Source organism: Kitasatospora gansuensis, from assembly GCF_014203705.1.
Classification (GTDB): Bacteria; Actinomycetota; Actinomycetes; order Streptomycetales; family Streptomycetaceae; genus Kitasatospora; species Kitasatospora gansuensis.
On the sequence record NZ_JACHJR010000001.1, the window covers coordinates 3,842,012 to 3,861,872 of the forward strand.

General features: G+C 71.6%; 18 protein-coding genes. 8 read left to right on the plus strand and 10 right to left on the minus strand.

What is annotated here, in order from left to right:
- Nucleotides 1–269 precede the first annotated feature (269 nt).
- Nucleotides 270–1,016, plus strand: coding sequence for an LppU/SCO3897 family protein (locus F4556_RS16875; RefSeq protein WP_184916422.1), 747 nt, complete (start codon nt 270–272; stop codon nt 1,014–1,016).
- Nucleotides 1,017–1,081: 65 nt separating this feature from the next.
- On the opposite strand, the gene F4556_RS16880 is transcribed toward F4556_RS16875, so the two are convergent.
- Entirely contained in the window at nt 1,082–2,503 is a 1,422-nt protein-coding gene (locus tag F4556_RS16880; protein ID WP_184924697.1) for a CCA tRNA nucleotidyltransferase, read from the minus strand.
- A 331-nt stretch (nt 2,504–2,834) separates the two neighbouring features.
- On the opposite strand from F4556_RS16880, the gene F4556_RS16885 reads away from it, so the two are divergent.
- The 7 genes from F4556_RS16885 (at nt 2,835) to trxA (ending at nt 12,584) form a co-directional block, all read left to right on the plus strand.
- Complete coding sequence (locus tag F4556_RS16885; protein ID WP_184916425.1) at nt 2,835–5,102, plus strand: DUF6049 family protein; 2,268 nt, start codon at nt 2,835–2,837, stop codon at nt 5,100–5,102.
- 45 nt (nt 5,103–5,147) lie between these two features.
- Nucleotides 5,148–7,337: a murein biosynthesis integral membrane protein MurJ gene (gene murJ, locus F4556_RS16890; protein WP_184916428.1), complete on the plus strand. Its 2,190-nt coding sequence runs from the start codon at nt 5,148–5,150 to the stop codon at nt 7,335–7,337.
- 220 nt (nt 7,338–7,557) lie between these two features.
- Nucleotides 7,558–9,420 carry a protein kinase family protein gene (locus tag F4556_RS16895; protein ID WP_313068333.1) on the plus strand — a complete coding sequence of 621 codons (1,863 nt, stop codon included), beginning with the start codon at nt 7,558–7,560 and terminating at the stop codon, nt 9,418–9,420.
- A 16-nt stretch (nt 9,421–9,436) separates the two neighbouring features.
- Nucleotides 9,437–10,156 (plus strand): RNA polymerase sigma factor SigM, encoded by a 720-nt coding sequence (gene sigM, locus F4556_RS16900; protein WP_184916431.1) that lies wholly within the window; start codon nt 9,437–9,439, stop codon nt 10,154–10,156.
- Nucleotides 10,153–10,953 (plus strand): anti-sigma factor family protein, encoded by an 801-nt coding sequence (locus F4556_RS16905; protein WP_184916434.1) that lies wholly within the window; start codon nt 10,153–10,155, stop codon nt 10,951–10,953. Before sigM ends, F4556_RS16905 begins: the two co-directional genes overlap by 4 nt.
- A gap of 183 nt (nt 10,954–11,136) precedes the next feature.
- The gene (gene trxB, locus F4556_RS16910; RefSeq protein WP_184916437.1) at nt 11,137–12,102 is read left to right on the plus strand and encodes a thioredoxin-disulfide reductase; all 966 of its coding nucleotides are present in this window, start codon (nt 11,137–11,139) and stop codon (nt 12,100–12,102) included.
- Between the two features lie 155 nt (nt 12,103–12,257).
- Nucleotides 12,258–12,584, plus strand: coding sequence for a thioredoxin (gene trxA, locus F4556_RS16915; RefSeq protein WP_184916440.1), 327 nt, complete (start codon nt 12,258–12,260; stop codon nt 12,582–12,584).
- A gap of 92 nt (nt 12,585–12,676) precedes the next feature.
- Here the strand turns inward: trxA and F4556_RS16920 are convergent, their stop codons facing one another.
- The 9 genes from F4556_RS16920 to rpmH all read right to left on the minus strand — a co-directional run bounded on the left by F4556_RS16920 (nt 12,677) and on the right by rpmH (nt 19,389).
- Complete coding sequence (locus F4556_RS16920; protein WP_184916443.1) at nt 12,677–13,306, minus strand: GNAT family N-acetyltransferase; 630 nt, start codon at nt 13,304–13,306, stop codon at nt 12,677–12,679.
- Nucleotides 13,307–13,448: 142 nt separating this feature from the next.
- Nucleotides 13,449–14,549: a ParB/RepB/Spo0J family partition protein gene (locus tag F4556_RS16925; protein ID WP_184916446.1), complete on the minus strand. Its 1,101-nt coding sequence runs from the start codon at nt 14,547–14,549 to the stop codon at nt 13,449–13,451.
- Complete coding sequence (locus F4556_RS16930; protein WP_376775792.1) at nt 14,546–15,571, minus strand: ParA family protein; 1,026 nt, start codon at nt 15,569–15,571, stop codon at nt 14,546–14,548. The genes F4556_RS16925 and F4556_RS16930 overlap by 4 nt, the downstream gene beginning before the upstream one ends.
- Before the next feature lie 191 nt (nt 15,572–15,762).
- Nucleotides 15,763–16,548 carry a 16S rRNA (guanine(527)-N(7))-methyltransferase RsmG gene (rsmG, locus tag F4556_RS16935; protein ID WP_184924701.1) on the minus strand — a complete coding sequence of 262 codons (786 nt, stop codon included), beginning with the start codon at nt 16,546–16,548 and terminating at the stop codon, nt 15,763–15,765.
- A gap of 185 nt (nt 16,549–16,733) precedes the next feature.
- Entirely contained in the window at nt 16,734–17,249 is a 516-nt protein-coding gene (locus F4556_RS16940; protein WP_184916451.1) for a Jag family protein, read from the minus strand.
- Between the two features lie 81 nt (nt 17,250–17,330).
- On the minus strand, nt 17,331–18,488 hold the full coding sequence (gene yidC / locus F4556_RS16945; RefSeq protein WP_184916454.1) for a membrane protein insertase YidC: 1,158 nt from the start codon (nt 18,486–18,488) through the stop codon (nt 17,331–17,333).
- A gap of 3 nt (nt 18,489–18,491) precedes the next feature.
- Entirely contained in the window at nt 18,492–18,806 is a 315-nt protein-coding gene (yidD, locus tag F4556_RS16950) for a membrane protein insertion efficiency factor YidD (RefSeq protein WP_057228590.1), read from the minus strand.
- Complete coding sequence (gene rnpA / locus F4556_RS16955) at nt 18,803–19,231, minus strand: ribonuclease P protein component (RefSeq protein WP_184916457.1); 429 nt, start codon at nt 19,229–19,231, stop codon at nt 18,803–18,805. The genes yidD and rnpA overlap by 4 nt, the downstream gene beginning before the upstream one ends.
- 20 nt (nt 19,232–19,251) lie before the next feature.
- Nucleotides 19,252–19,389 carry a 50S ribosomal protein L34 gene (gene rpmH / locus F4556_RS16960; RefSeq protein WP_035799375.1) on the minus strand — a complete coding sequence of 46 codons (138 nt, stop codon included), beginning with the start codon at nt 19,387–19,389 and terminating at the stop codon, nt 19,252–19,254.
- Nucleotides 19,390–19,861 lie beyond the last annotated feature (472 nt).

Genomic DNA, 19,861 nt, shown 5'->3' on the forward strand with positions numbered 1-19,861 from the left:
GTTCCGGAGGGAGGAATGTCCTCCCCCTCGGACGGACCAACGTGACGACTCATCAGCAAGTCACACCCAGCGACTCCGTCCACTCAATCGAGCGGATTCGCTAAAGCGACACATGTTCACGCGATCTTGTGATCCGACAAATCGGGCGGGGCGATCACGGTTGGATGTCCTTTCCCCCACCCGAGGGGAACTGGCTTCCGGATGCGGCTGACCTGCCGATACCTTGCACCGTTCACTTCAGCCACATCAGTCACATTCGGGGGATTCCCTTGTCCACTCCGCCTCCTCAGCAGGTGCCGTACGGCGCTCCGCCCGTCGACCCCACCGCTGGCATTCCGGCTCAGCCGTTCGAGCAAGCCCAGCAGTTCCAGCAGGGGCTGCCGGCCGGTCCGTTCTGCCGGTTCTGCGGGTCGGCCCCTGCGGTGGAGGCCACCATCCGCGGGCACCAGGGCTTCCTGGTGATCATGAAGTTCCTCAAGCTTCAGGGGCCGTTCTGCCGGAACTGCGGCATCGCCGCGCACCGGGACATGACGACGAAGAGCCTCTGGCAGGGCTGGTGGGGCATCGCGTCGATGGTCATCAACCCGGTCACCATGCTGATCAACATCCCGCAGCGGGCGAAGATCAACAAGCTGGCCGAGCCCATCCCCGGCGCCCCTGGGCAGCCGATGAACCCGGGCAAGCCGGTGTTCCAGCGGCCGGCCATCCTGGGCGTGCTGGTGCCGGTGCTCGCCGTGCTGGCGATCGGCCTCTCGGTCAAGGGCGACCCGGAGTACGCCTCGATCGGTGACTGCGTGCACAACCGGAACACCACCGTGGCCGCGGGCACCGAGGACAACCACCCCGACGTGGTGGTGCTCGACTGCTCGGACCCGAAGGCCGAGGCGAAGATCGTCGGCAAGGTGGAGAACACCACCGACAGCAAGGCCTGCGACAAGTTCAGCGACGCGGACGGCTACTACTACGAGCAGCAGGGCTCCCGGAAGTTCATGCTCTGCCTGGGCTTCCTCAAGTAAGCCCGGCAACGAACTGAGGGGGCGTCCGATCCGGACGCCCCCTCAGTTCGTTCCCACTGCGGTGCCTACTGCTGCTCCGCCCACCACTCGCGCAGCGCCGCCTCCGCCGCCTCGAGCTCCATCGGCCCGTGCTCCAGCCGGAGTTCGAGCAGGTGCTTGTAGGCCTTGCCGACCTGCGGCCCCGGCTTGAGGTCGAGCAGCTGCATGATCTGGTTGCCGTCCAGGGCGGGGCGGATGGCGTCCAGCTGCTCCTGCTCCTGGAGTTCGCCGATCCGGATCTCCAGCGAGTCGTACGTCCGGGAGAGGGCGGCGGCCTTCTTCCGGTTGCGGGTGGTGCAGTCGGAGCGGGTCAGCTTGTGCAGCCGCTCCAGCAGCGGGCCCGCGTCGGTGACGTAGCGGCGGACCGCCGAGTCGGTCCACTCGCCGCCGCCGTAGCCGTGGAAGCGCAGGTGCAGCTCGACCAGCCGGGAGACCTCGTCGGTCAGGTCCTTGGAGTACTTCAGGTCCCGCATCCGCTTGCGGGTCATCTTGGCGCCGACCACCTCGTGGTGGTGGAAGGACACCCGGCCGTCCGACTCGAACCGCCGGGTCCGCGGCTTGCCGATGTCGTGCAGCAGCGCGGCGAGCCGCAGCACCAGGTCGGGCCCGTCCTGCTCCAGCGCGATGGCCTGCTCCAGCACCGTCAGCGAGTGCTCGTAGACGTCCTTGTGCCGGTGGTGCTCGTCGCTCTCCAGCCGGAGCGCGGGGAGTTCGGGCAGCACGTGGTCGGCCAGGCCGGTGTCCACCAGCAGCCGCAGGCCCTTCACCGGGTGCTCGGCGAGCAGCAGCTTGTTGAGCTCGGCCTGCACCCGCTCGGCGGAGACGATGGTGATCCGCTCGGCCATCGCGGTCATCGCGGCGACCACCTCGGGGGCGGGCTCGAAGTCCAGCTGGGCGGCGAACCTGGCGGCCCGCATCATCCGCAGCGGGTCGTCGGAGAAGGACTCCTCGGGCGTGGCGGGGGTGCGCAGCACCCGGGCCTCCAGGTCGTCCAGCCCGTGGTGCGGGTCGACGAAGCCGCGGCCGGGCAGGTCGACGGCCATCGCGTTGACGGTGAAGTCCCGCCGGACCAGGTCCTGTTCGATGGTCTCGCCGTAGGTCACCTCGGGCTTGCGCGAGGTGCGGTCGTACGCCTCGCTCCGGTAGGTGGTGATCTCGATCAGGAACGAACCGTCGGTGGTGTCTTTACGGGCGCCGACGGTGCCGAAGGCGATGCCGACGTCCCAGACCGCGTCCGCCCAGCCCTTCACCAGCTTGAGCACCTGCTCGGGGCGGGCGTCGGTGGTGAAGTCGAGGTCGTTGCCGAGCCGGCCGAGCAGCGCGTCCCGGACCGATCCGCCGACCAGGGCCAGCCGGTGCCCGGCGGCCTGGAACCGCTCGGCGATCTCGTCCGCGACCGGGGAGACCCGGAGCAGTTCTTGCAGGCCGAGGGCCTGCGCCTCGCTCAGCCCTGGGGCGGCGGCACGGGCGTCGGTGCTGGACGGACTGGCGCTGGACTCATTGACAGTGGACACGGCTCACAAGGGTACGTGGCCACCCCGCCCCGCCGTCGCCACCTTTTCCCCCGTCAGCCCCAGGCCCGCAACACCACCGCGCCACCGGCCTCGTTACCATGCCGGTGGAGAGATCCCGGCCCGGGCCGTCGGCCGCCGCCGCGGCGTCCCCCTGCCAAGGACCGAAGCAGTTCCAACCCGATCCAGAACGACGAGGTCGAAACGCGTGGTTGAGCCGGTACGGCAGTCGGGTCCGCGTACGGCAACCCGCACCCGATCGGGCCGTTTGGCCAGCCGGCTCTCCGGCCTGCTGGCGTTCGGCGCCGTCCTGGTCCCCGGGGTGGTGCCCGCCGCGGCCGCACCGGCCGGCTTCGTCGCCGCCGCCCCGGAGTACCCGGCCGTCGTCGCCGTCGACTCGGTCACGCCCCAGGTGGCGGAGGCGGGCAAGACCGTGGCGGTCACCGGAGTGGTCACCAACTCCGGTCAGGCCGCGCTGAAGGACGTCACGGTGAGCATCCGGCAGCAGTCGGCCGGGGCGGTGCGCACCCGCAGCGGCCTCGACCAGATCGCCCGGCGCGGTGAGCCGGCCCCCGCGGACGGCAGCCCGGTGGCCGCGAGCCGCAAGGGCCTGGGCACGCTGGCGGCGGGGCAGAGCAGCCCGTACACCGTCGACGTCCCGGTCGCCGATCTCAAGGTCGGCAAGGGCGGAGTGTACGAGCTGGCGGTGGACGTGGCCGGCGTCACCCCGGACGAGGACTCCCCGCACACCCTCGGCATCGCCCGGACCTTCCTCCCGTACAAGAGCGAGGCGATCCCCCACCCGACCCAGCTCGCGGTGGTCTGGCCGATCACCCACACGCCCGAGCTGGTCGCCCAGACCATGCAGGACAACGACCCGGTGCCGGTGCTGCGGGACGACAACCTGGCCACCGAGCTGGCCCAGGGCGGGCGGCTGCACCAGCTGGTGAAGACCGGCGGTCAGCTGCCCGGGCTGACCTGGGTGATCGACCCGGACCTGCTGGACACCGTGTTCGCGATGACCAAGCCGTACCGGGTGCAGAAGCCGAACACCGCCGGGGAGCCGGCCAAGGAGAGCAACACCGTCCCGGGCACCGGCAAGGACGCCGCGACGGAGTGGCTGAAGCAGCTCCGCACCGCGGTGGCCACGGCGGGCAGCCAGGTGGTCTCGCTGCCGTACGCCGACCCGGACCTGGCCTCGATCGCGCACAACGGCGCCGGGCTGAGCGGGATGGAGGCCGCGCTCCGGAAGGCCGGTACGGCCGGTGAGGTGACGGCCGAGGGGCGGCTGTCGGCCGACGCCCGCTCCGACGTCGCCTGGCCCTACCAGGGCTACCTGGACCAGCAGATCGCCGCCACCGCCCGGACCGCCGGGGAGAACCTGGTGCTGACCACCAGCGCGAGCATCTCGGACGCCCCGCTCAACCACACCCCGAGCGCGGCCCGCCCGATCGGCAACGGGCAGACCGCCGTGGTCGCCGACTCGACCGTCTCCGACCTGTTCCAGCCGGACCTAGCCTCGTCGCAGGCCCGTACCGGGGCCGTCCAGCGCTTCCTGGCCGAGACCATGATGATCAACCGTCAGCTCCCGGAGACCCCCCGCACCCTGCTGGTGCTGCCGCCCCGCAACCTCACCGCCGCCTCCGCCGGTGCGCTGGCCGAAGCGGTCAGCTTGGCCCAGCAGGGCGGCTGGGCCAAACTGGCGAACCTCCAGACGGTGGCCACCGCGCCGGCCGACCCGGAGGCCAACACCGCCGTCCCCGCCCCGGCCGACTACCCGCAGCGGCTGCGCGCGAGCGAGCTGTCCGCCGCGACGCTCGGTCAGGTGATGGACATTCAGGGCAGGCTGGACCAGCTGCTGTCCGTCCTCACCCAGCCGCAGCGGGTGCGCGGCCCGTTCAGCGCCGCCATGGTCCGCTCGATGTCCACCGCGTGGCGGGACCAGGCCCCGGAGGGCAGCTCCTACCGGGCCGGCGTGCAGAGCTATCTGGTCAGCCTGACCGGCGCGGTCAAGCTCACCCCCAAGAGCACGGTCACCCTCGCAGGTGACACCGGCACCGTCCTGGTCAGCGTCAAGAACGACCTCAACCAGGCCGTCGGCAACCTCCAGGTCAAGCTGAGCTCCAGTCAGCCGAACCGGGTCAACGTGGCTCTCCCGCAGAACGTGCTGCTGGAGGCCACCACCAGCCTGACCCTGCGCTTCCCGGCCAAGGCCCGGAACAACGGCCCCGTACAGATGACCGCCCAGCTGATGACCACCGGCACCCCCTCGCAGGCGTACGGCGAGCCGGTGGTCTTCACGGTCGAGGTCACCTCGGTCACCTCCGGCGTGCTGTACGTGATCGGCGGCGGCGTGGTGCTGATGCTGCTGGCCGCGCTCCGGTTCACCCTGCAGCGCCGCAAGCGCGCCGCTGAGCCGGATGACGAGCCGGATGACGAGCCGGAGGACGGGCCGGAGGATGAGGGAGGCGCGGCGGAGGAGACCGGCGCAGCTGCCGTGGAACACGCCCCCGGTGATGAGAAGGTGGGGCACTGAGGCGGCCCCTTCCGGGCGGCCCTACCCGAACATCGATGAGGTGGCATGAGCGGGCCGCGCGAGGAGCGAGCACAGGGTCGTGAGCAGGGTCGCGCCGCCGCGGGCCGGGACGGTGCGGCCGAGCAGCCCGCCGACTGGTACCTGACGGACACCTACGCCCAGGACCCGTACGCCGCCGACCCGTTCCCGAGCGGGGCCGGGCCCGACCCGTACGGTCTGCGGACCCCGGCGCTGCCACAGCAGCAGGCCACCCAGGACGACCCGCAGACCCTCCAGCTGCGGCCGCCGCAGCCCGAGTCGGAGACCGAACCCGAGCCCGAGACCGGCCTGACCGCGCCCACCCCGCGCTGGCCCGTCGTGGCCGCCACCGAGGCGCCGACCGGCGACGCCACCGGGCCGGCCGGCTCCCCCGAGTACGTCGGTGTGGACACCCTGCTGGCGAAGGCCGAGGAGCCCCGCCCGTTCGTCCCGCCGATCGAGTTCGACCCGCCGCTCTCCGAGGCGGAGACGGCCGGCCCCGAGCCGTCCGCCGAGCCGCCGGCCGAGCCAGTGGCGGAGCAGCGCCCCGAGCCGTCGGGCGGGAAGGTCGGCAGTCTGGTCAACTCCAGCGCGATCATGGCCGCCGGCACCCTGGTCTCCCGGGGCACCGGCTTCCTGCGCACCATGGTGATCGCCGCCGCGATCGGCGTCGGCACCATGGGCGACTCGTACAACGCCGCCAACACGCTGCCCACCCTGCTCTACATCCTGATCGGCGGCGGGGCGCTGAACGCGGTGTTCGTCCCCCAGCTGGTCCGCGCGATGAAGCAGGACGAGGACGGCGGCACCGCCTACGCCAACCGGCTGCTCACCCTGGTGATGGCCGGCCTGGCCGGGGTCACCTTCCTGGCCGTGCTCGGTGCCCCGCTGCTGGTCCAGCTGATCTCGCACTCGCTGATGCGCGACCCCGCGAGCGCCGACACCACGGTGGCGCTGGCCAGGTACTGCCTGCCGACCATCTTCTTCATGGGCATCCATGTGGTGATGGGTCAGATCCTGAACGCCCGGGGCCGGTTCGGCGCGATGATGTGGACCCCGGTGCTCAACAACATCGTGGTGATCTTCACGTTCGGGATGTACATCTGGGTCTTCGGCACCTTCCAGCGCACCGAGGTCACCCCGGCCACCGTCTCCCCCGAGGGCATCCGGCTGCTCGGTCTGGGCACCCTGATCGGCCTGGCCCTGCAAGCGCTCTCGATGGTCCCGTACCTGCGGGCCGCCGACTTCCACTTCAGGCCGCGCTTCGACTGGCGCGGCCACGGCCTCGGCAAGGCCGCCCGGCTGGCCAAGTGGACCTTCCTGTTCGTGCTCGCCAACCAGGCCGGATTCCTGGTGATCACCCAGCTCGCCACCGCGGCCGGCGCGGCAGCCGAGAAGACCGGTCACCTCGGGGTCGGCCTGGCCGCCTACTCCAACGCCCTGCTGATCTGGCAGCTCCCGATGGCCGTGATCACCGTCTCGGTGATGAGCGCGGTGCTCCCCCGGCTCTCCCGCTCGGCCGCCGACGGCGACGCCGGAGCGGTCCGGGACGACCTCTCGTACGGGCTGCGCACTTCGGCGGTGGCGATCGTGCCCGCCGCCTTCCTCTTCCTCGCGCTCGGCCCGGTGATCGGCAGCGCGATCTACGGCCTGGGCAACGGCGGCTCGGTCGCGCACAGCACCACGGCGGTCGGCTACATGCTCTCCGCCTTCGCGCTGGGGCTGATCCCGTACTCCGTCCAGTACGTGCTGCTGCGCGGCTTCTACGCGTACGAGGACACCAGGACCCCGTTCTCCAACACCCTCTGGGTGGCCCTCTGCCAGGCCGTCACGGCCGTGCTCTGCTGGTTCGTGCTGCCCGCCCAGTGGGCGGTCACCGGGATGGCACTGGGCTACGGCCTCTCCTACGCGGTCGGCGTCGCGGTCGCCGTACCCAAGCTCAAGGCGAAGGTCGGCGGCCTGGACACCGGACGGATCGCCAAGACCTACATCCGGCTGGCGATCGCCTCGCTGCCCGCCGCCGTCCTCGGCCTGGCGGCCAGTCTGCTGCTGAACGACCTGCTCACCGGGTGGCTCGGCGACTGGGCAGGCGCGGTGCTGACCGTCCTGCTCGCGGGCGGACTGCAGCTCACCGTGTTCGGCCTGATCGCCCGCCGGATGCGGATCGAGGAGCTGAACGCGATGATCGGTATGGTGCGCAGCCGCCTCGGCCGCTGACCCGGCGTCAGCCCGGACCCTCCGCTCCCTCAGGCCGCGTACCACCGCCCGGAGTCGGGCCGGACGGTCGCAACCGGAACGCAACCAGCCGGACCACCCAACGGTCGTAGCAGGGGAGGAAGAGTGGGCACAATTGTCCTGGCACGCTGCCGCCCCCAGGGGCCGGACGGACGGCCGGTTTTCCGGGACCCGGGGCGACACAAGGGGAGGCAGGACAACGGTGGCTGATGGCACCAAGGCGGTTGTCGGCACGTCCGTGACGGACGACGAGACGGCACCGGCCACCACAGCCGGGGAGACCCCGGCCAACGAACCGACGGCGGAGAGCGCCGCCGAGGCCACCGCCCCCCTGTCGGCCGCCGAGATCGCCGCCGAACTCACCGGCCGGACGCCGAAGTCCGGCCCGGCCGACGAGGCCGTACCGGCCGACGACGAGGCCGAGGACGAGCCCGCCGCCCAGCCCGCCGCCGACATCGCCGAGGAGGAGCCGGAGTTCGACCCGGCCGCCACCCTGGACCAGCCGACCGGCGAGCTCCCGCTGCTCCGCCCCGCCCCCGACCGGCACAGCGGCGACCGGATCGCCGACCGCTACCGGCTCGAGGAGTGCACCACCCAGTCCGAGTTCTTCAGCAGCTGGCGCGCGGTCGACGAGAAGCTCCGCCGCGCGGTCGGCGTCCACCTGCTCGCCGCCGGGCACCAGCGCGCCCGCGGCGTGCTGGCCGCCGCCAAGTCCGCCGCCCTGCTCGGCGACCCGCGGTTCGTCCAGGTGCTCGACGCGGTCCAGGAGGGCGACCACGTCTACGTGATCCGGGAGTGGCTGCCCGGCGCCGCCGATCTCGCCCAACTGCTCGCCGACGGGCCGCTGGAGCCGTACGACGCGTACCAGATGGTCCGTCAGGTCTCCGAGGCGATCGCGGCCGCCCACAAGCGCGGCCAGGCCCACCTGCGGCTCACCCCGAGGTGCGTGCTGCGCACCGAGAGCGGGCAGTACCGGATCAACGGCATCGCGGTGGACGCCGCGCTGCGTGGGCTGCCCGCCGACGATGCCGCGCTCACCGACACCCGGGCGATCGGCGCGCTGCTGTACGCGGCGCTGACCCACCGCTGGCCCTACCCCGAGGACCGGTACGACCTGCAGGGGCTGCCCAAGAGCCTCGGCTGCGTCCCCCCGGACCAGGTCAGGGCGGGCGTCCACAAGGGCCTGGCCGAGATCGCGGCCCGGGCCCTGTGCGAGCAGCCGCCGCACCACCAGGACCCGATCACCACCCCGGAGGAACTGGCCAGGGCCATCGCGCTGATGCCGAAGATCCGGCAGCCCGAGCCGCCGGCCTACACCCCGCCGCCCCGGCCGCAGCCGCGCCCGCAGCCGCAGCAGCCCCGCCCGCAGATCCGGCTCGCCGACGGCCCGGCCACGGTGGTCACCTCGACCGCCCCCGCCCGGCCGAGCCGCCCGCGGCTGCGCCGGCTGATCCGGGTGACCGCCTCGCTGGTCGCCCTGGCCGCCATCGGGGTGGCGTCCTGGCAGCTCGTCAGCACCCTCAACAAGACCGAACGCAACAGCGAGGACGGGCAGGTCCAGCCGCCGCCCAGCCAGGGCGGCAGCGCCACTCCGGTGGCCCCGGCCGGAAAGCCGGTCGCGATCGCCGGAGTGGTCTCCTTCAACCCGCTGGGCGACGGACCGGAACACGCCGGCGAGACCCAGCTGGCCTACGACGGTGACCTCGCCACCAGCTGGCAGACCTCGGGGTACAACCAGGACCTGGGTGGCGCCTACAAAGCCGGTACCGGACTCCTCGTCGACCTCGGGTCGGTCCAGCAGGTCGGCTCGGTCCAGGTCCAGTTCGCCGGCACCACCAAGGTGGAGCTCCGGGCCGCACCGGCGGGCAGCACTCCCGAGACCAGCAAGGCGGGCCTGGAGAGCCTCGGTACAGCGGTGGCCACCCAGACCGGCAGCACGGTCGAGCTGAAGCCGGGCAGCGCACTCAGCACCCGTTACCTCTTGCTCTGGCTGACCGGTCTCCCCAAGGATGGCTCCGACAATCAGTACCGCGGCAAGATCGCCGAGGTGAAGGTCACCAGCTGACGGAGAGGGGGCGACCATGACGGAGCAGATCCCGGACGCCACCCTGCTGGCCCGGCACACCGCCGGGGACCCGGACGCCTTCGGCATCCTGGTGCACCGTCACCGGGACCGCCTGTGGGCGGTCGCCCTGCGCACCCTGGGCGACCGCGAGGAGGCCGCCGACGCCCTGCAGGACGCCCTGGTCTCCGCCTTCCGGGCCGCCCACACCTTCCAGGGCCGCTCGGCCGTCACCACCTGGCTGCACCGGATCGTCGTCAACGCCTGCCTGGACCGGGCCCGCCGCGCCGCCAGCCGTCCGGCCACCCCGCTGGACCACGAGCAGCACCGGCTGGACGCGCTGCTCGGCAGCGCCGAGGCGACCGAGACCCTGGTGGTCCGGGCCGAGCTCCAGCGGGAGGTGACCGCCGCGCTGGCCGCACTCCCGGTCGAGCAGCGGGCCGCCCTGGTGCTGGTGGACATGCAGGGGTACGGCGTCGCCGAGGCGGCCGAGCTGCTCGGCGTACCGGTGGGCACGGTGAAGAGCCGGTGCGCCCGGGGGCGGGCCAAGCTGCTGCCGCTGGTCCGGCACCTGCGCACCGTTTCACGTGAAACACCGTCGGACGCCGCTGCCGCTGACGGTGTTTCACGTGAAACCGGCACGCCCGGAAGCACCGCTGGGAACCAGGACGGCCCGCGATCCGTCCCATCACCGCCACTCCCCGGCCAGGCCCTGAGAGGAGACGTGACACCACGATGACCCCCTCCTGGACCGAGGCCGGCCACCCCGACGTCGAGCTGCTGGCCGACCTGGCCGAGGACCTCACCGACCCGGCCGAACTGCCGCTGCTGCGGGCCCACCTGGCCGACTGCGCGGAGTGCGCCGACACCTACGCCGCACTGGCCGAGGTCCGCGAACTCCTCGGCTCGGTGGAGGACTTCCCGCCGCTGCCGGCCGAACTGGGCGACCGGATCGACGCCGCGCTCGCGGTCGAGGCGGCCGTCCCGGTGACTCCCGCCGCCGACCCGGACGCACCGCTCACCCGACGCCCGGCCGGGCCGGCCCGTCGCCTCCGGCGCCGGGGCCGTGCGCTGCTGGCGACCGCCGCCTGCCTCGCCGTCCTGGGCCTGGGCGGCACCCTGCTCAGCCAGCAGTCGGCGACCTCCGGCGCCGACACCGGCACGGCGGCGGGCGCCGCCGCCAAGCAGCCGGCCGCGGCCGCCGGGTCTCTGGTCTTCACCGACGCCGAACTGGCCGGTCAGATCCGCCTGTTGGCCCGGGGCACCACGGCCAGGACCAACGGCCAGGGCCCGGCGGACTCCACCGTCAAGGCGCCCTCACTCGGCGCCGGGTCCAACCCCGAGTCCGAGATGATGTCCGCATCCGCTCCCTGCCCGGCCACCGCACCCGGCAGGCCAGTGCTCACCGCCCCCGGCACGTTCGGCCCGGATCAGGTCACCGCCCTGGTCTACCCGCTCTCCGCCGACCAGTTGGACGTCTACCTGGTGACCGCCGACTGCCGGGTACGACTGCACCGCACCGTCCCCGCCCGGTAGTTCCGTCCGCTCCGACCGTCCGCTCCGACCCGGTCGGCTCGTCCCATCCGGACGACCACTCTGCGAGCGCCTGCTGCAACGGCACCTGGGAATGAGCGACACTGGTGCATCGTTGTCCCGGGCGGCGGAGCAGGACCGCCCTCCCCGCAAAAGCGCGGGTCGCGATGCGAACCAGGAGATGCAGTGAGCGACGTCCGTAACGTGATCATCATCGGCTCAGGCCCGGCCGGCTACACCGCAGCCCTCTACACGGCCCGAGCCTCCCTCAAGCCCTTGGTCTTCGAGGGAGCCGTCACCGCCGGTGGCGCGCTGATGAACACCACCGAGGTCGAGAACTTCCCCGGCTTCCGGGACGGCATCATGGGCCCCGAGCTGATGGACAACATGCGCGGCCAGGCCGAGCGCTTCGGCGCCGAGCTGGTGCCGGACGACATCGTCTCGGTCGACCTCACCGGTGACATCAAGACCGTCACCGACTCCGAGGGCACCGTGCACCGGGCCCGCGCCGTGATCGTCACCACCGGCTCCCAGCACCGCAAGCTCGGCCTCCCGAACGAGGACAAGCTCTCCGGCCGCGGCGTCTCCTGGTGCGCGACCTGCGACGGCTTCTTCTTCCGCGACCAGGACATCGCCGTGGTCGGCGGCGGCGACACCGCGCTGGAGGAGGCGACCTTCCTCTCCCGGTTCGCCAAGTCGGTCACGATCATCCACCGCCGGGACAGCCTGCGCGCCTCCAAGGCGATGCAGGAGCGGGCCTTCGCCGACCCGAAGATCAGCTTCGCCTGGGACAGCGCGGTGGAGGCGATCCACGGCGACCCGAAGCTGAGTGGCGTCACCCTGCGGGACACCACCACCGGCGAGACCCGCGAGCTGCCGGTCACCGGCCTGTTCATCGCGATCGGCCACGACCCGCGCACCGACCTGTTCACCGGCCAGCTGGACCTGGACGCCGAGGGCTACCTCAAGGTCGAGGCCCCCTCGACCCGGACCAACATCCCCGGTGTCTTCGGCGCCGGCGACGTGGTCGACCACACCTACCGCCAGGCGATCACCGCCGCCGGCACCGGCTGCTCCGCCGCCCTGGACGCCGAGCGCTACCTGGCCGCGCTGGACGACCTGGAGACCCAGGCCGTGGCCGTCGCGGTCTGACCCGCACCGCCGCACCGCCAGCTCTCCCGCTCCCCGTTTCACGTGAAACAGCCCTTTCGGGCCACTCCGGCGAAACGGGGAGCGCCGCAAGAAACAGAACGGCCTCCGCCGTTGTTCTTCTCAGCACCACCTCGTTCTGACCCTTAGGAGCTCCCGTGGCCGGCGCCACCATCACCGTGACCGACGCGACGTTCGACGCCGAGGTTCTCAAGAGCGACAAGCCCGTCCTGGTCGACTTCTGGGCCACCTGGTGCGGCCCGTGCCGCCAGGTCGCCCCGATCCTGGAGGAGATCGCGACCGAGCACAGCGACAAGCTGACCATCGCCAAGCTCGACGTCGATGCCAACCAGGGCACCGCCGCCACCTACGGCGTGATCTCCATCCCGACGCTGAACGTGTACCAGAACGGCGAGCTGGTGAAGAGCATCACCGGCGCCCGCCCGAAGGCGGCGCTGCTCCGCGAGCTGGCCGAGTACATCTAGTCCTCAGCTCGCACCGCACGGAAAGAGGGGCCCCTCCACAGGGGCCCCTCTTTCACATGCCGCCAGACCTTTCACACCGCCAGAGCACGCCGTCAGAACGGCCGCAGCGCCGGTTCCTTCCGGGGCCCGCCCCTGGCCCCGCCGAGCAGCCGCTCCAGGGCCACCTCCACGTCGCCCTTCCAGGAGAGCGTGGTGCGGGCCTCCAGCCGCAGCCTGGGGTAGCGGTGGTGCGGCCGGACGGTCTTGAAGCCGACCGCCCGCAGGTGGTCCGCCGGGAGCAGACAGCTGGGGGTCTCCCGGCCGGCCGCGCCGAACGCCTCGATCGCCTTGAACCCCCGGCCCACCACGTCCTTCACCACGGTCTGCACCAGTACCCGGCCGATCCCCTGCCGCTGGTAGCCGGGCAGCAGCCGACTGACCATCAGCTGCACCGCGTCCGGCGAGACCGGGCTGGTCGGGAAGGCCGAGGACCGCGGCACGTACGCGGGCGGGGCGTAGAGCACGTAGCCCACCGGCAGCTCGTCCACGTAGACCACCCGGCCGCAGGACCCCCACTCCAGCAGGACCGCGGAGATCCAGCCCTCCTTCTCCAGCTCCGGCTTCCCGCTCTCCTCGGCCACCCTGGCACTGACCGGATCCAGCTCCCAGAAGACACAGGAGCGGCAGGGCAGCGGCAGATCCCCCAGGTTGTCCAACGTCAGCGGAGCGATCCTGCGCCCCATGACTCATCCCTCCTCCGCGGCCCCCCGACGGACCGTCACCACCGACCGGCTTCTCCCCCGTACGACGAACGACGATGGGTGCATGTTTCACGTGAAACATGCACCCATCGGAACCGACCGGCAACCCGGGCCGCCGGCGGCCTCAGCTTCCGGACAGCCGGAGCCCCTCGTCACCCGGCGCCAGACTGTCCAGGATCCGGTTCAGGTCCTCCACCGAGGCGAACTCCAACACCACCTTGCCCTTGCCGAGCTTGCCGTTGCGCTGCGAGACCTCGACCTTGACCCGGGTCTCGAAACGGTCCGAGAGCCGCTCCGAGAGGTCGTTGAAGGCCGGCGAGAGCAGCCGGCCCGCCTTCGGTCCGGTCGGGCGCTGCGGCTTCTCGTCCCGGTCCATCACCGCGACGATCTCCTCGGTGGTCCGCACCGAGAGCCCCTCCGCGATGATCCGCCGGGCCAGCTGGTCCTGCCGCTCCGCGTCCGGCACCCCGAGCAGCGCCCGGGCGTGACCCGCCGTCAGCACCCCGGCGGCCACCCGGCGCTGCACGGTCGGCGAGAGCTTCAGCAGTCGCAGGGTGTTGGAGACGTGCGAGCGCGAGCGGCCGATCCGGTCGGCCAGCTCGTCGTGGGTGCAGGAGAAGTCCTGCAGCAGCTGGTCGTAGGCGGCCGCCTCCTCCAGCGGGTTGAGCTCGGCCCGGTGCAGGTTCTCCAGCAGCGCGTCCAGCAGCAGCTTGTCGTCATCGGTGGCCCGGACGATCGCCGGGATGAGGTCGAGACCCGCCTCCCGGGAGGCCCGCCAGCGCCGCTCGCCCATGATCAGCTCGTAGCGGTCCGCACCGGTCTGCCGGACCACCACCGGCTGGAGCAGACCCACCTCCTTGATGGAGGCGACCAGCTCGGCCAGCTTGTCCTGGTCGAAGACCTCCCGCGGCTGCCGCGGGTTCGGCACGATCGAGTCCAGCGGCAGCTCGGCGAACCGGGCACCCTCCACCGGGGCGAGCGCCTCCTCCAGCACGCTGCGCCGCGGCAGTCCCGACTGGTCCCGGGCGATCTCGGCCGCCACCTTGGCGGCCACCGTGCCCCGGTCGGTCGGCAGCACCGGCACCGCGGCCGGGGAGACCGCACCGGCCGACTGGACCGGCGCCGTCCCCGGCCTGGCCGGGGCCACGGTGGCCCCGGTCGCGGGCGTCGCCGCCGGAATCAGTGCCCCGAGCCCACGTCCCAGGCCCCTGCGCCCACCACTCACCGGTTGTCCTCCATCGTGCCGCCGTGCTGTGCCATCGGAGCCGCCGCGCCGTTGCGCTGCTGCCCCACCGCGGGTACCGCGAATCCGTCCGTCGCCGCCCCGACCGCCCGCAGGGCGAGTTCCCGCCCGGCCTCCAGGTAGGAGAGCGCCCCGGTGGAGCCCGGGTCGTAGGTCAGCACGGTCTGTCCGTAGCTGGGTGCCTCCGAGATCCGGACCGAGCGCGGGATCGCCGTGTTCAGCACCTGCTCGGCGAAGTGCGTCCGGACCTCCTCGGCCACCTGGGCGGCCAGCCTGGTCCGGGCGTCGTACATGGTGAGCAGGATGGTGGAGACGTGGAGCGTCGGGTTCAGGTGCGCCCGGACCAGCTCGACGTTCCGCAGCAGCTGACCCAGGCCCTCCAGCGCGTAGTACTCGCACTGGATCGGGATCAGCACCTCCTGACCCGCCACCAGGGCATTGACCGTCAGCAGGCCCAGCGAGGGCGGACAGTCGATCAGGATGTAGTCCAGCGGCTGCTCGTACGCGGTGATCGCGCGCTGCAGCCTGCTCTCCCGGGCCACCAGCGAGACCAGCTCGATCTCGGCGCCGGCCAGGTCGATGGTGGCGGGCACACAGAACAGCCCCTCCACGTCCCGGACCGGCTGCACCACGTCGGCCAGCGGCTTGCCCTCGACCAGCACGTCGTAGATCGACGGCACATCGGCGTGGTGGTCGATGCCGAGCGCGGTGGAGGCGTTCCCCTGCGGGTCGAGGTCGACCACCAGGACGCGCAGCCCGTGCATGGCCAGTGCGGCGGCGAGGTTGACGGTGGTGGTGGTCTTCCCCACCCCGCCCTTCTGGTTGGCCACCACGATCACCCGGGTCGAGGCGGGCCTGGGCAGCCCCTCACCGGCCCGTCCGGCAGCCGCCACCGCGGCCATGGCGGCCCGTGCGATGGGCGTGTCATCGACCTGGTCGATGGTCTCCGAGTCCTGCATGGGGGTCAGTGTTTCACGTGAAACCGGAGCGGCAACAGTCACCATCCGGCTGCGGCCGAGGATTCCGGAAAGCAGGGAGCGACGTTTCACGTGAAACACCATGCCCACAATGTCGGAAATCTGACGGTGCGACACTCCGACCGGCCCCGGACGCGGCGGAGCGGGCACCCGTCCGGGTACCCGCTCCGTCAGTCCACTGCTCCGGCCGGCCGCAACGACGGCCCGGCCGGATCGGCTCAGCGGCGGCGCCGACCGCCACTCCGGCCGGCCTCGGCCGACCGGCTGCCGCGCCCGGCCCGGGCCGCCTTGGCCCGCCGGGTCGCCGCCTTCACCCCGCCGGGGCTCTCCCCCGCCTCCACCCGGACCACCCGGGTCGAGGTCTCCAGGGTGCCCTCACCGACCGCCAGCACCGACCACTTCACCGCGCCCAGCTTGGTCAGCGCGGACCGCGAGTCGGCCAGCTCCTGCTCGGCGGTGTCCCCCTTGAGCGCCAGCATCTGCCCGTACGGCCGGAGCAGCGGCAGGCCCCAGCCCGCCAGCCGGTCCAGCGGGGCCACCGCGCGGGCGGTCACGATGTCCACCGCGAGCTTGCCGATCATCTCCTCGGCCCGGCCGCGCAGCACCGTGACGTTGTCCAGGCCGAGCTCGCGGACCACCTCCTCCAGGAAGGTGGTCCGGCGCAGCAGCGGCTCCAGCAGGGTGACCGAGACGTCCGGGCGGGCCATCGCCACCGGGATGCCGGGCAGCCCGGCGCCCGAACCGACGTCGCAGAGCGAGGCGTTGGGCGGCAGCAGCTCGGCCAGCACCGCGCAGTTCAGCACGTGCCGGTCCCAGAGCCGGGGCACCTCCCGGGGGCCGATCAGGCCGCGCTGCACACCGGCCGTGGCCAGCAGCTCGGTGTAGCGCACGGCCATCGGGTACCGGTCCCCGAAGATCTCCTGGGCCACCGCCGGAGCCTCCGGAAGACCCTCCGGCCCGCCCTCCTCGGGAGTGCCCTCGGTCTCCACGCCGTCCGTCTCCATCTCTGCCTCTCCGCTCACCGTCTGCACCGCCCACGCTGGCAACCACTGTGTCACGCAGGAGCCGTTTCACGTGAAACAGCGCACTCATGACGCTCACTCAGCCCGGCCGTCCGGCGGGCCCGAGCGGACGACGACCCCGCCCGCACGAGGCGGACGGGGTCGTCGGACCGACCGGCTGCGGCGCGTCAGCGCGGCAGCACGACCACGCAACGCTGGGGCTCCTCGCCCTCCGACTCGCTGCTCAGACCCGCCGCCGCCACCGCGTCGTGGACCACCTTGCGCTCGAACGGCGTCATCGGGCGCAGCTTGACCTGCTCACCGGAGGACTTCGCCTGCTCGGCCGCCTCGGCACCCAGCTGCGCCAGCTCCGACCGCTTGCGCGCCCGGAACCCCGCAATGTCCAGCATGAGGCGGCTGCGCTCACCGGTCTCCCGGTGCACGGCCAGCCGGGTCAACTCCTGGAGTGCCTCCAGCACCTCACCGTCCTGGCCGACCAGCCGCTGCAGCGAGCGGTCGTTGCCCTCGCCGACGATGGAGACCAGAGCGCGGTCGCCCTCGACGTCCATGTCGATGTCACCGTCCAGGTCCGCGATGTCGAGCAGACCCTCCAGGTAGTCGGCCGCGATGTCACCCTCCTGCTCGAGGCGGGCAACGAGGTTGTCGGCGGACGAGCTCTCGGTGGCGGTGGTGCCTTCCGTCACTGGTGGACTCCTTCTGGAATGGGCCCTCGGGTGGGGCCGCGAACGAAGATCAGTGGGCCGTTACGGCCAGGATCGGACCGGTCAGGGCTTCTTCTTCGGCCGCTGGCCACCCGGCTGCCCGGTGCGCTTCGGCTGCTGGCGCTGGCCGCTCCTGGCCGCCGTCGGCTTCGCGGCCGCGGGCTTGGCCTCGGCCGACCCGGACTTCTCCAGGCTCGGCTTGGCGTCCTCGGTCACGCTCTCCGCCTCGCCGGCGGCCGACGTGCCGCCCGCGCCCTGCTGGCGCTGGGCCTTGGTCAGCTTCTTCGGCTGCTGCCGACGGGCCTGCACGGCGTCCTGGACGGCTTCCTCGGCGGTGCTGGCGGCCGACGACGAGCCCTTGCCGCCCCCGGAGACCAGCGACAGCAGGCCGGCCTTCTTCACCGAGCCGTCCGGGTTCAGCCGGCCGGCCTTCTTCAGGCGAGCCTGCCGCTCGTCCCACGCCTTGCTGCCCGGCGTCGGGTTGTTCCGGATCACGATCAGCTGCTGGCCCATCGACCAGACGTTGGTGGTCAGCCAGTAGACCAGCACACCGACCGGGAAGTTGATGCCCATCACGGCGAACATGATCGGGAAGATGTACATCATCATCTTCTGCTGCTGCATGAACGGCGTCTTGACCGTGAGGTCCATGTTCTTCGTCATCAGCTGGCGCTGGGTGATGAACTGCGACAGCGACATCAGGATGATCATCACGGCCGTGACGATCTTGACGCTGACCTCGCTGCTGCCCAGGAAGGTGGCCGACAGCGGGGCACCGAAGATGTGCGCCTGCTGGGCACTGTTCAGCAGCGTCGGGGTGATGACACCGATGGTCTTGTCGTTGGCGACCGAGGCCAGCACACCGTAGAGCGCGGTGAAGAACGGCGCCTGCACGAGGATGGGAAGGCAGCTGGAGAACGGGTTGGTACCCGCCTCCTTGTACAGCTTCATCATCTCTTCGGACTGGCGCTGCTTGTCGTTCTTGTAGCGCTCCTGGATGGCCTTCATCTTCGGCTGGATCGCCTGCATGGCCCGGGTCGCCTTGATCTGCTTCACGAACAGCGGGATCAGGCAGATCCGGATGACGACCACCATCGAGGCGATGGCGAGACCCCAGGCCCAGCCACCGTTCGGGTCGAAGACGTGGCTGTACAGCGAGTGGAACTGGACGATGATCCAGGACACCATCGTGTAGAGGGGACTCAGAAAACCGAAGGTCACCGGTCAGACTCCTTGGACATCGGGCTTCGCCACCGGCTCCGGCTCGGCGGTCCCGCTCGTGGGGCTCAGCAGATCGCGCAGCCGGCGATGCCACACCGGGTGCCTACGCGGCGGTACGTGGTCGACCCCACCGGGGGACCAGGGATTGCAGCGCAGGATGCGCCAGGCGGTCAGCCCGCTGCCCTTGATCGCACCGTGCGACCGCACCGCCTCGTACCCGTAGTGCGAACACGACGGGTAGTAGCGGCAGACCGGGCCGAGCAAGGGACTGATGGTCCACTGGTAGAGCCTGATCAGCCCCATCAGCAGGTACTTCATCGCCCCGCTCCCGTCGGCGCGCCGCCGGTCGGCTCCGCCCGGAGCAACCGCCGCAGCGCCGCGTCCAGGTCCTGTTCGAGATCGTGGTACGTGGCCGCCCCGGCCTGGGGCAGTGCGCGCACCACGATCAGGCTACCTGCGGGCAGCCCGGACAGACGTTCACGGACCAGATGACGTAGACGCCGCTTCACCAGATTGCGCACGACCGCCGGACCGACGGCCTTGCTCACGACGAAACCCGCACGCGCCGAAGGAAGCCCCTCGGCGACGTGCGGGCGGGAGTCGCTGTTCCGGTCGGTCTGCCCCCCTGGCTGCCCATCTCTGTTGAGATGGACCACCAGCAGGGGCCGACCGGCCCGACGACCGCGTTTGACCGCGGTCGCGAAGTCCTGGCGCCGCCGCAGCCGATTCTCGGAGGGCAGCACTGCAGTCCCTTAGATGCGAATCAGGCGGAGATGTTGGTACGGCCCTTGGCGCGGCGGGTCGCCAGGATGGCGCGGCCGGCGCGGGTACGCATCCGCAGCCGGAAGCCGTGGGTCTTCGCGCGACGACGGTTGTTCGGCTGGAAGGTGCGCTTGCTCACTCGGGGGCTCCTGGGGTGAATCGAAGGATGACGGGGTATCGCTTGGCCGTCACCGTGCGTCCGCGTGATCTCCCCTTGATGGGAAATCCGGCCTCAACTTCCCAGGTCGGCTGGGGGTTGAGGTAATCCACGGCGCCCGTGCTGCGCGCCTTATGGATGCGGGCGGACCCGCGGACATGCGGCAGCGGCCATCGACAACTCGACCTGGTCACGGTACGCGGGACGGGTGCGGGGGGTCAAACCGGGTGTTCGTCACCGGTCCGCCGGATCACCCACGGCGGCTGTCCGATCATGATAGAGGCCAGGCGCCGCAAGGCCGACACCGACGGCACCCGCCCGGACCCGGTCACCCGACCGCCCTGCCCACAGCCTGTGGACAACAACTTGAATCAGTCCAGTCGGCTGACTACCGTTGCAGGACTTGTCGGGTTTGTTCGTCTGGATCGGACCGGTACCCGAGTCCTTTGAGACC

Coding starts and splice junctions, on each gene's coding strand:
- murJ (WP_184916428.1), top strand. CDS start 5,148: ATGAGCGGGCCGCGCGAGGAGCGAGCACAGGGTCGTGAGCAGGGTCGC.
- F4556_RS16930 (WP_376775792.1), bottom strand. CDS start 15,571: ATGGTGACTGTTGCCGCTCCGGTTTCACGTGAAACACTGACCCCCATG.
- sigM (WP_184916431.1), top strand. CDS start 9,437: ATGACGGAGCAGATCCCGGACGCCACCCTGCTGGCCCGGCACACCGCC.
- F4556_RS16905 (WP_184916434.1), top strand. CDS start 10,153: ATGACCCCCTCCTGGACCGAGGCCGGCCACCCCGACGTCGAGCTGCTG.
- F4556_RS16920 (WP_184916443.1), bottom strand. CDS start 13,306: ATGGGGCGCAGGATCGCTCCGCTGACGTTGGACAACCTGGGGGATCTG.
- rsmG (WP_184924701.1), bottom strand. CDS start 16,548: ATGGAGACGGACGGCGTGGAGACCGAGGGCACTCCCGAGGAGGGCGGG.
- yidD (WP_057228590.1), bottom strand. CDS start 18,806: ATGAAGTACCTGCTGATGGGGCTGATCAGGCTCTACCAGTGGACCATC.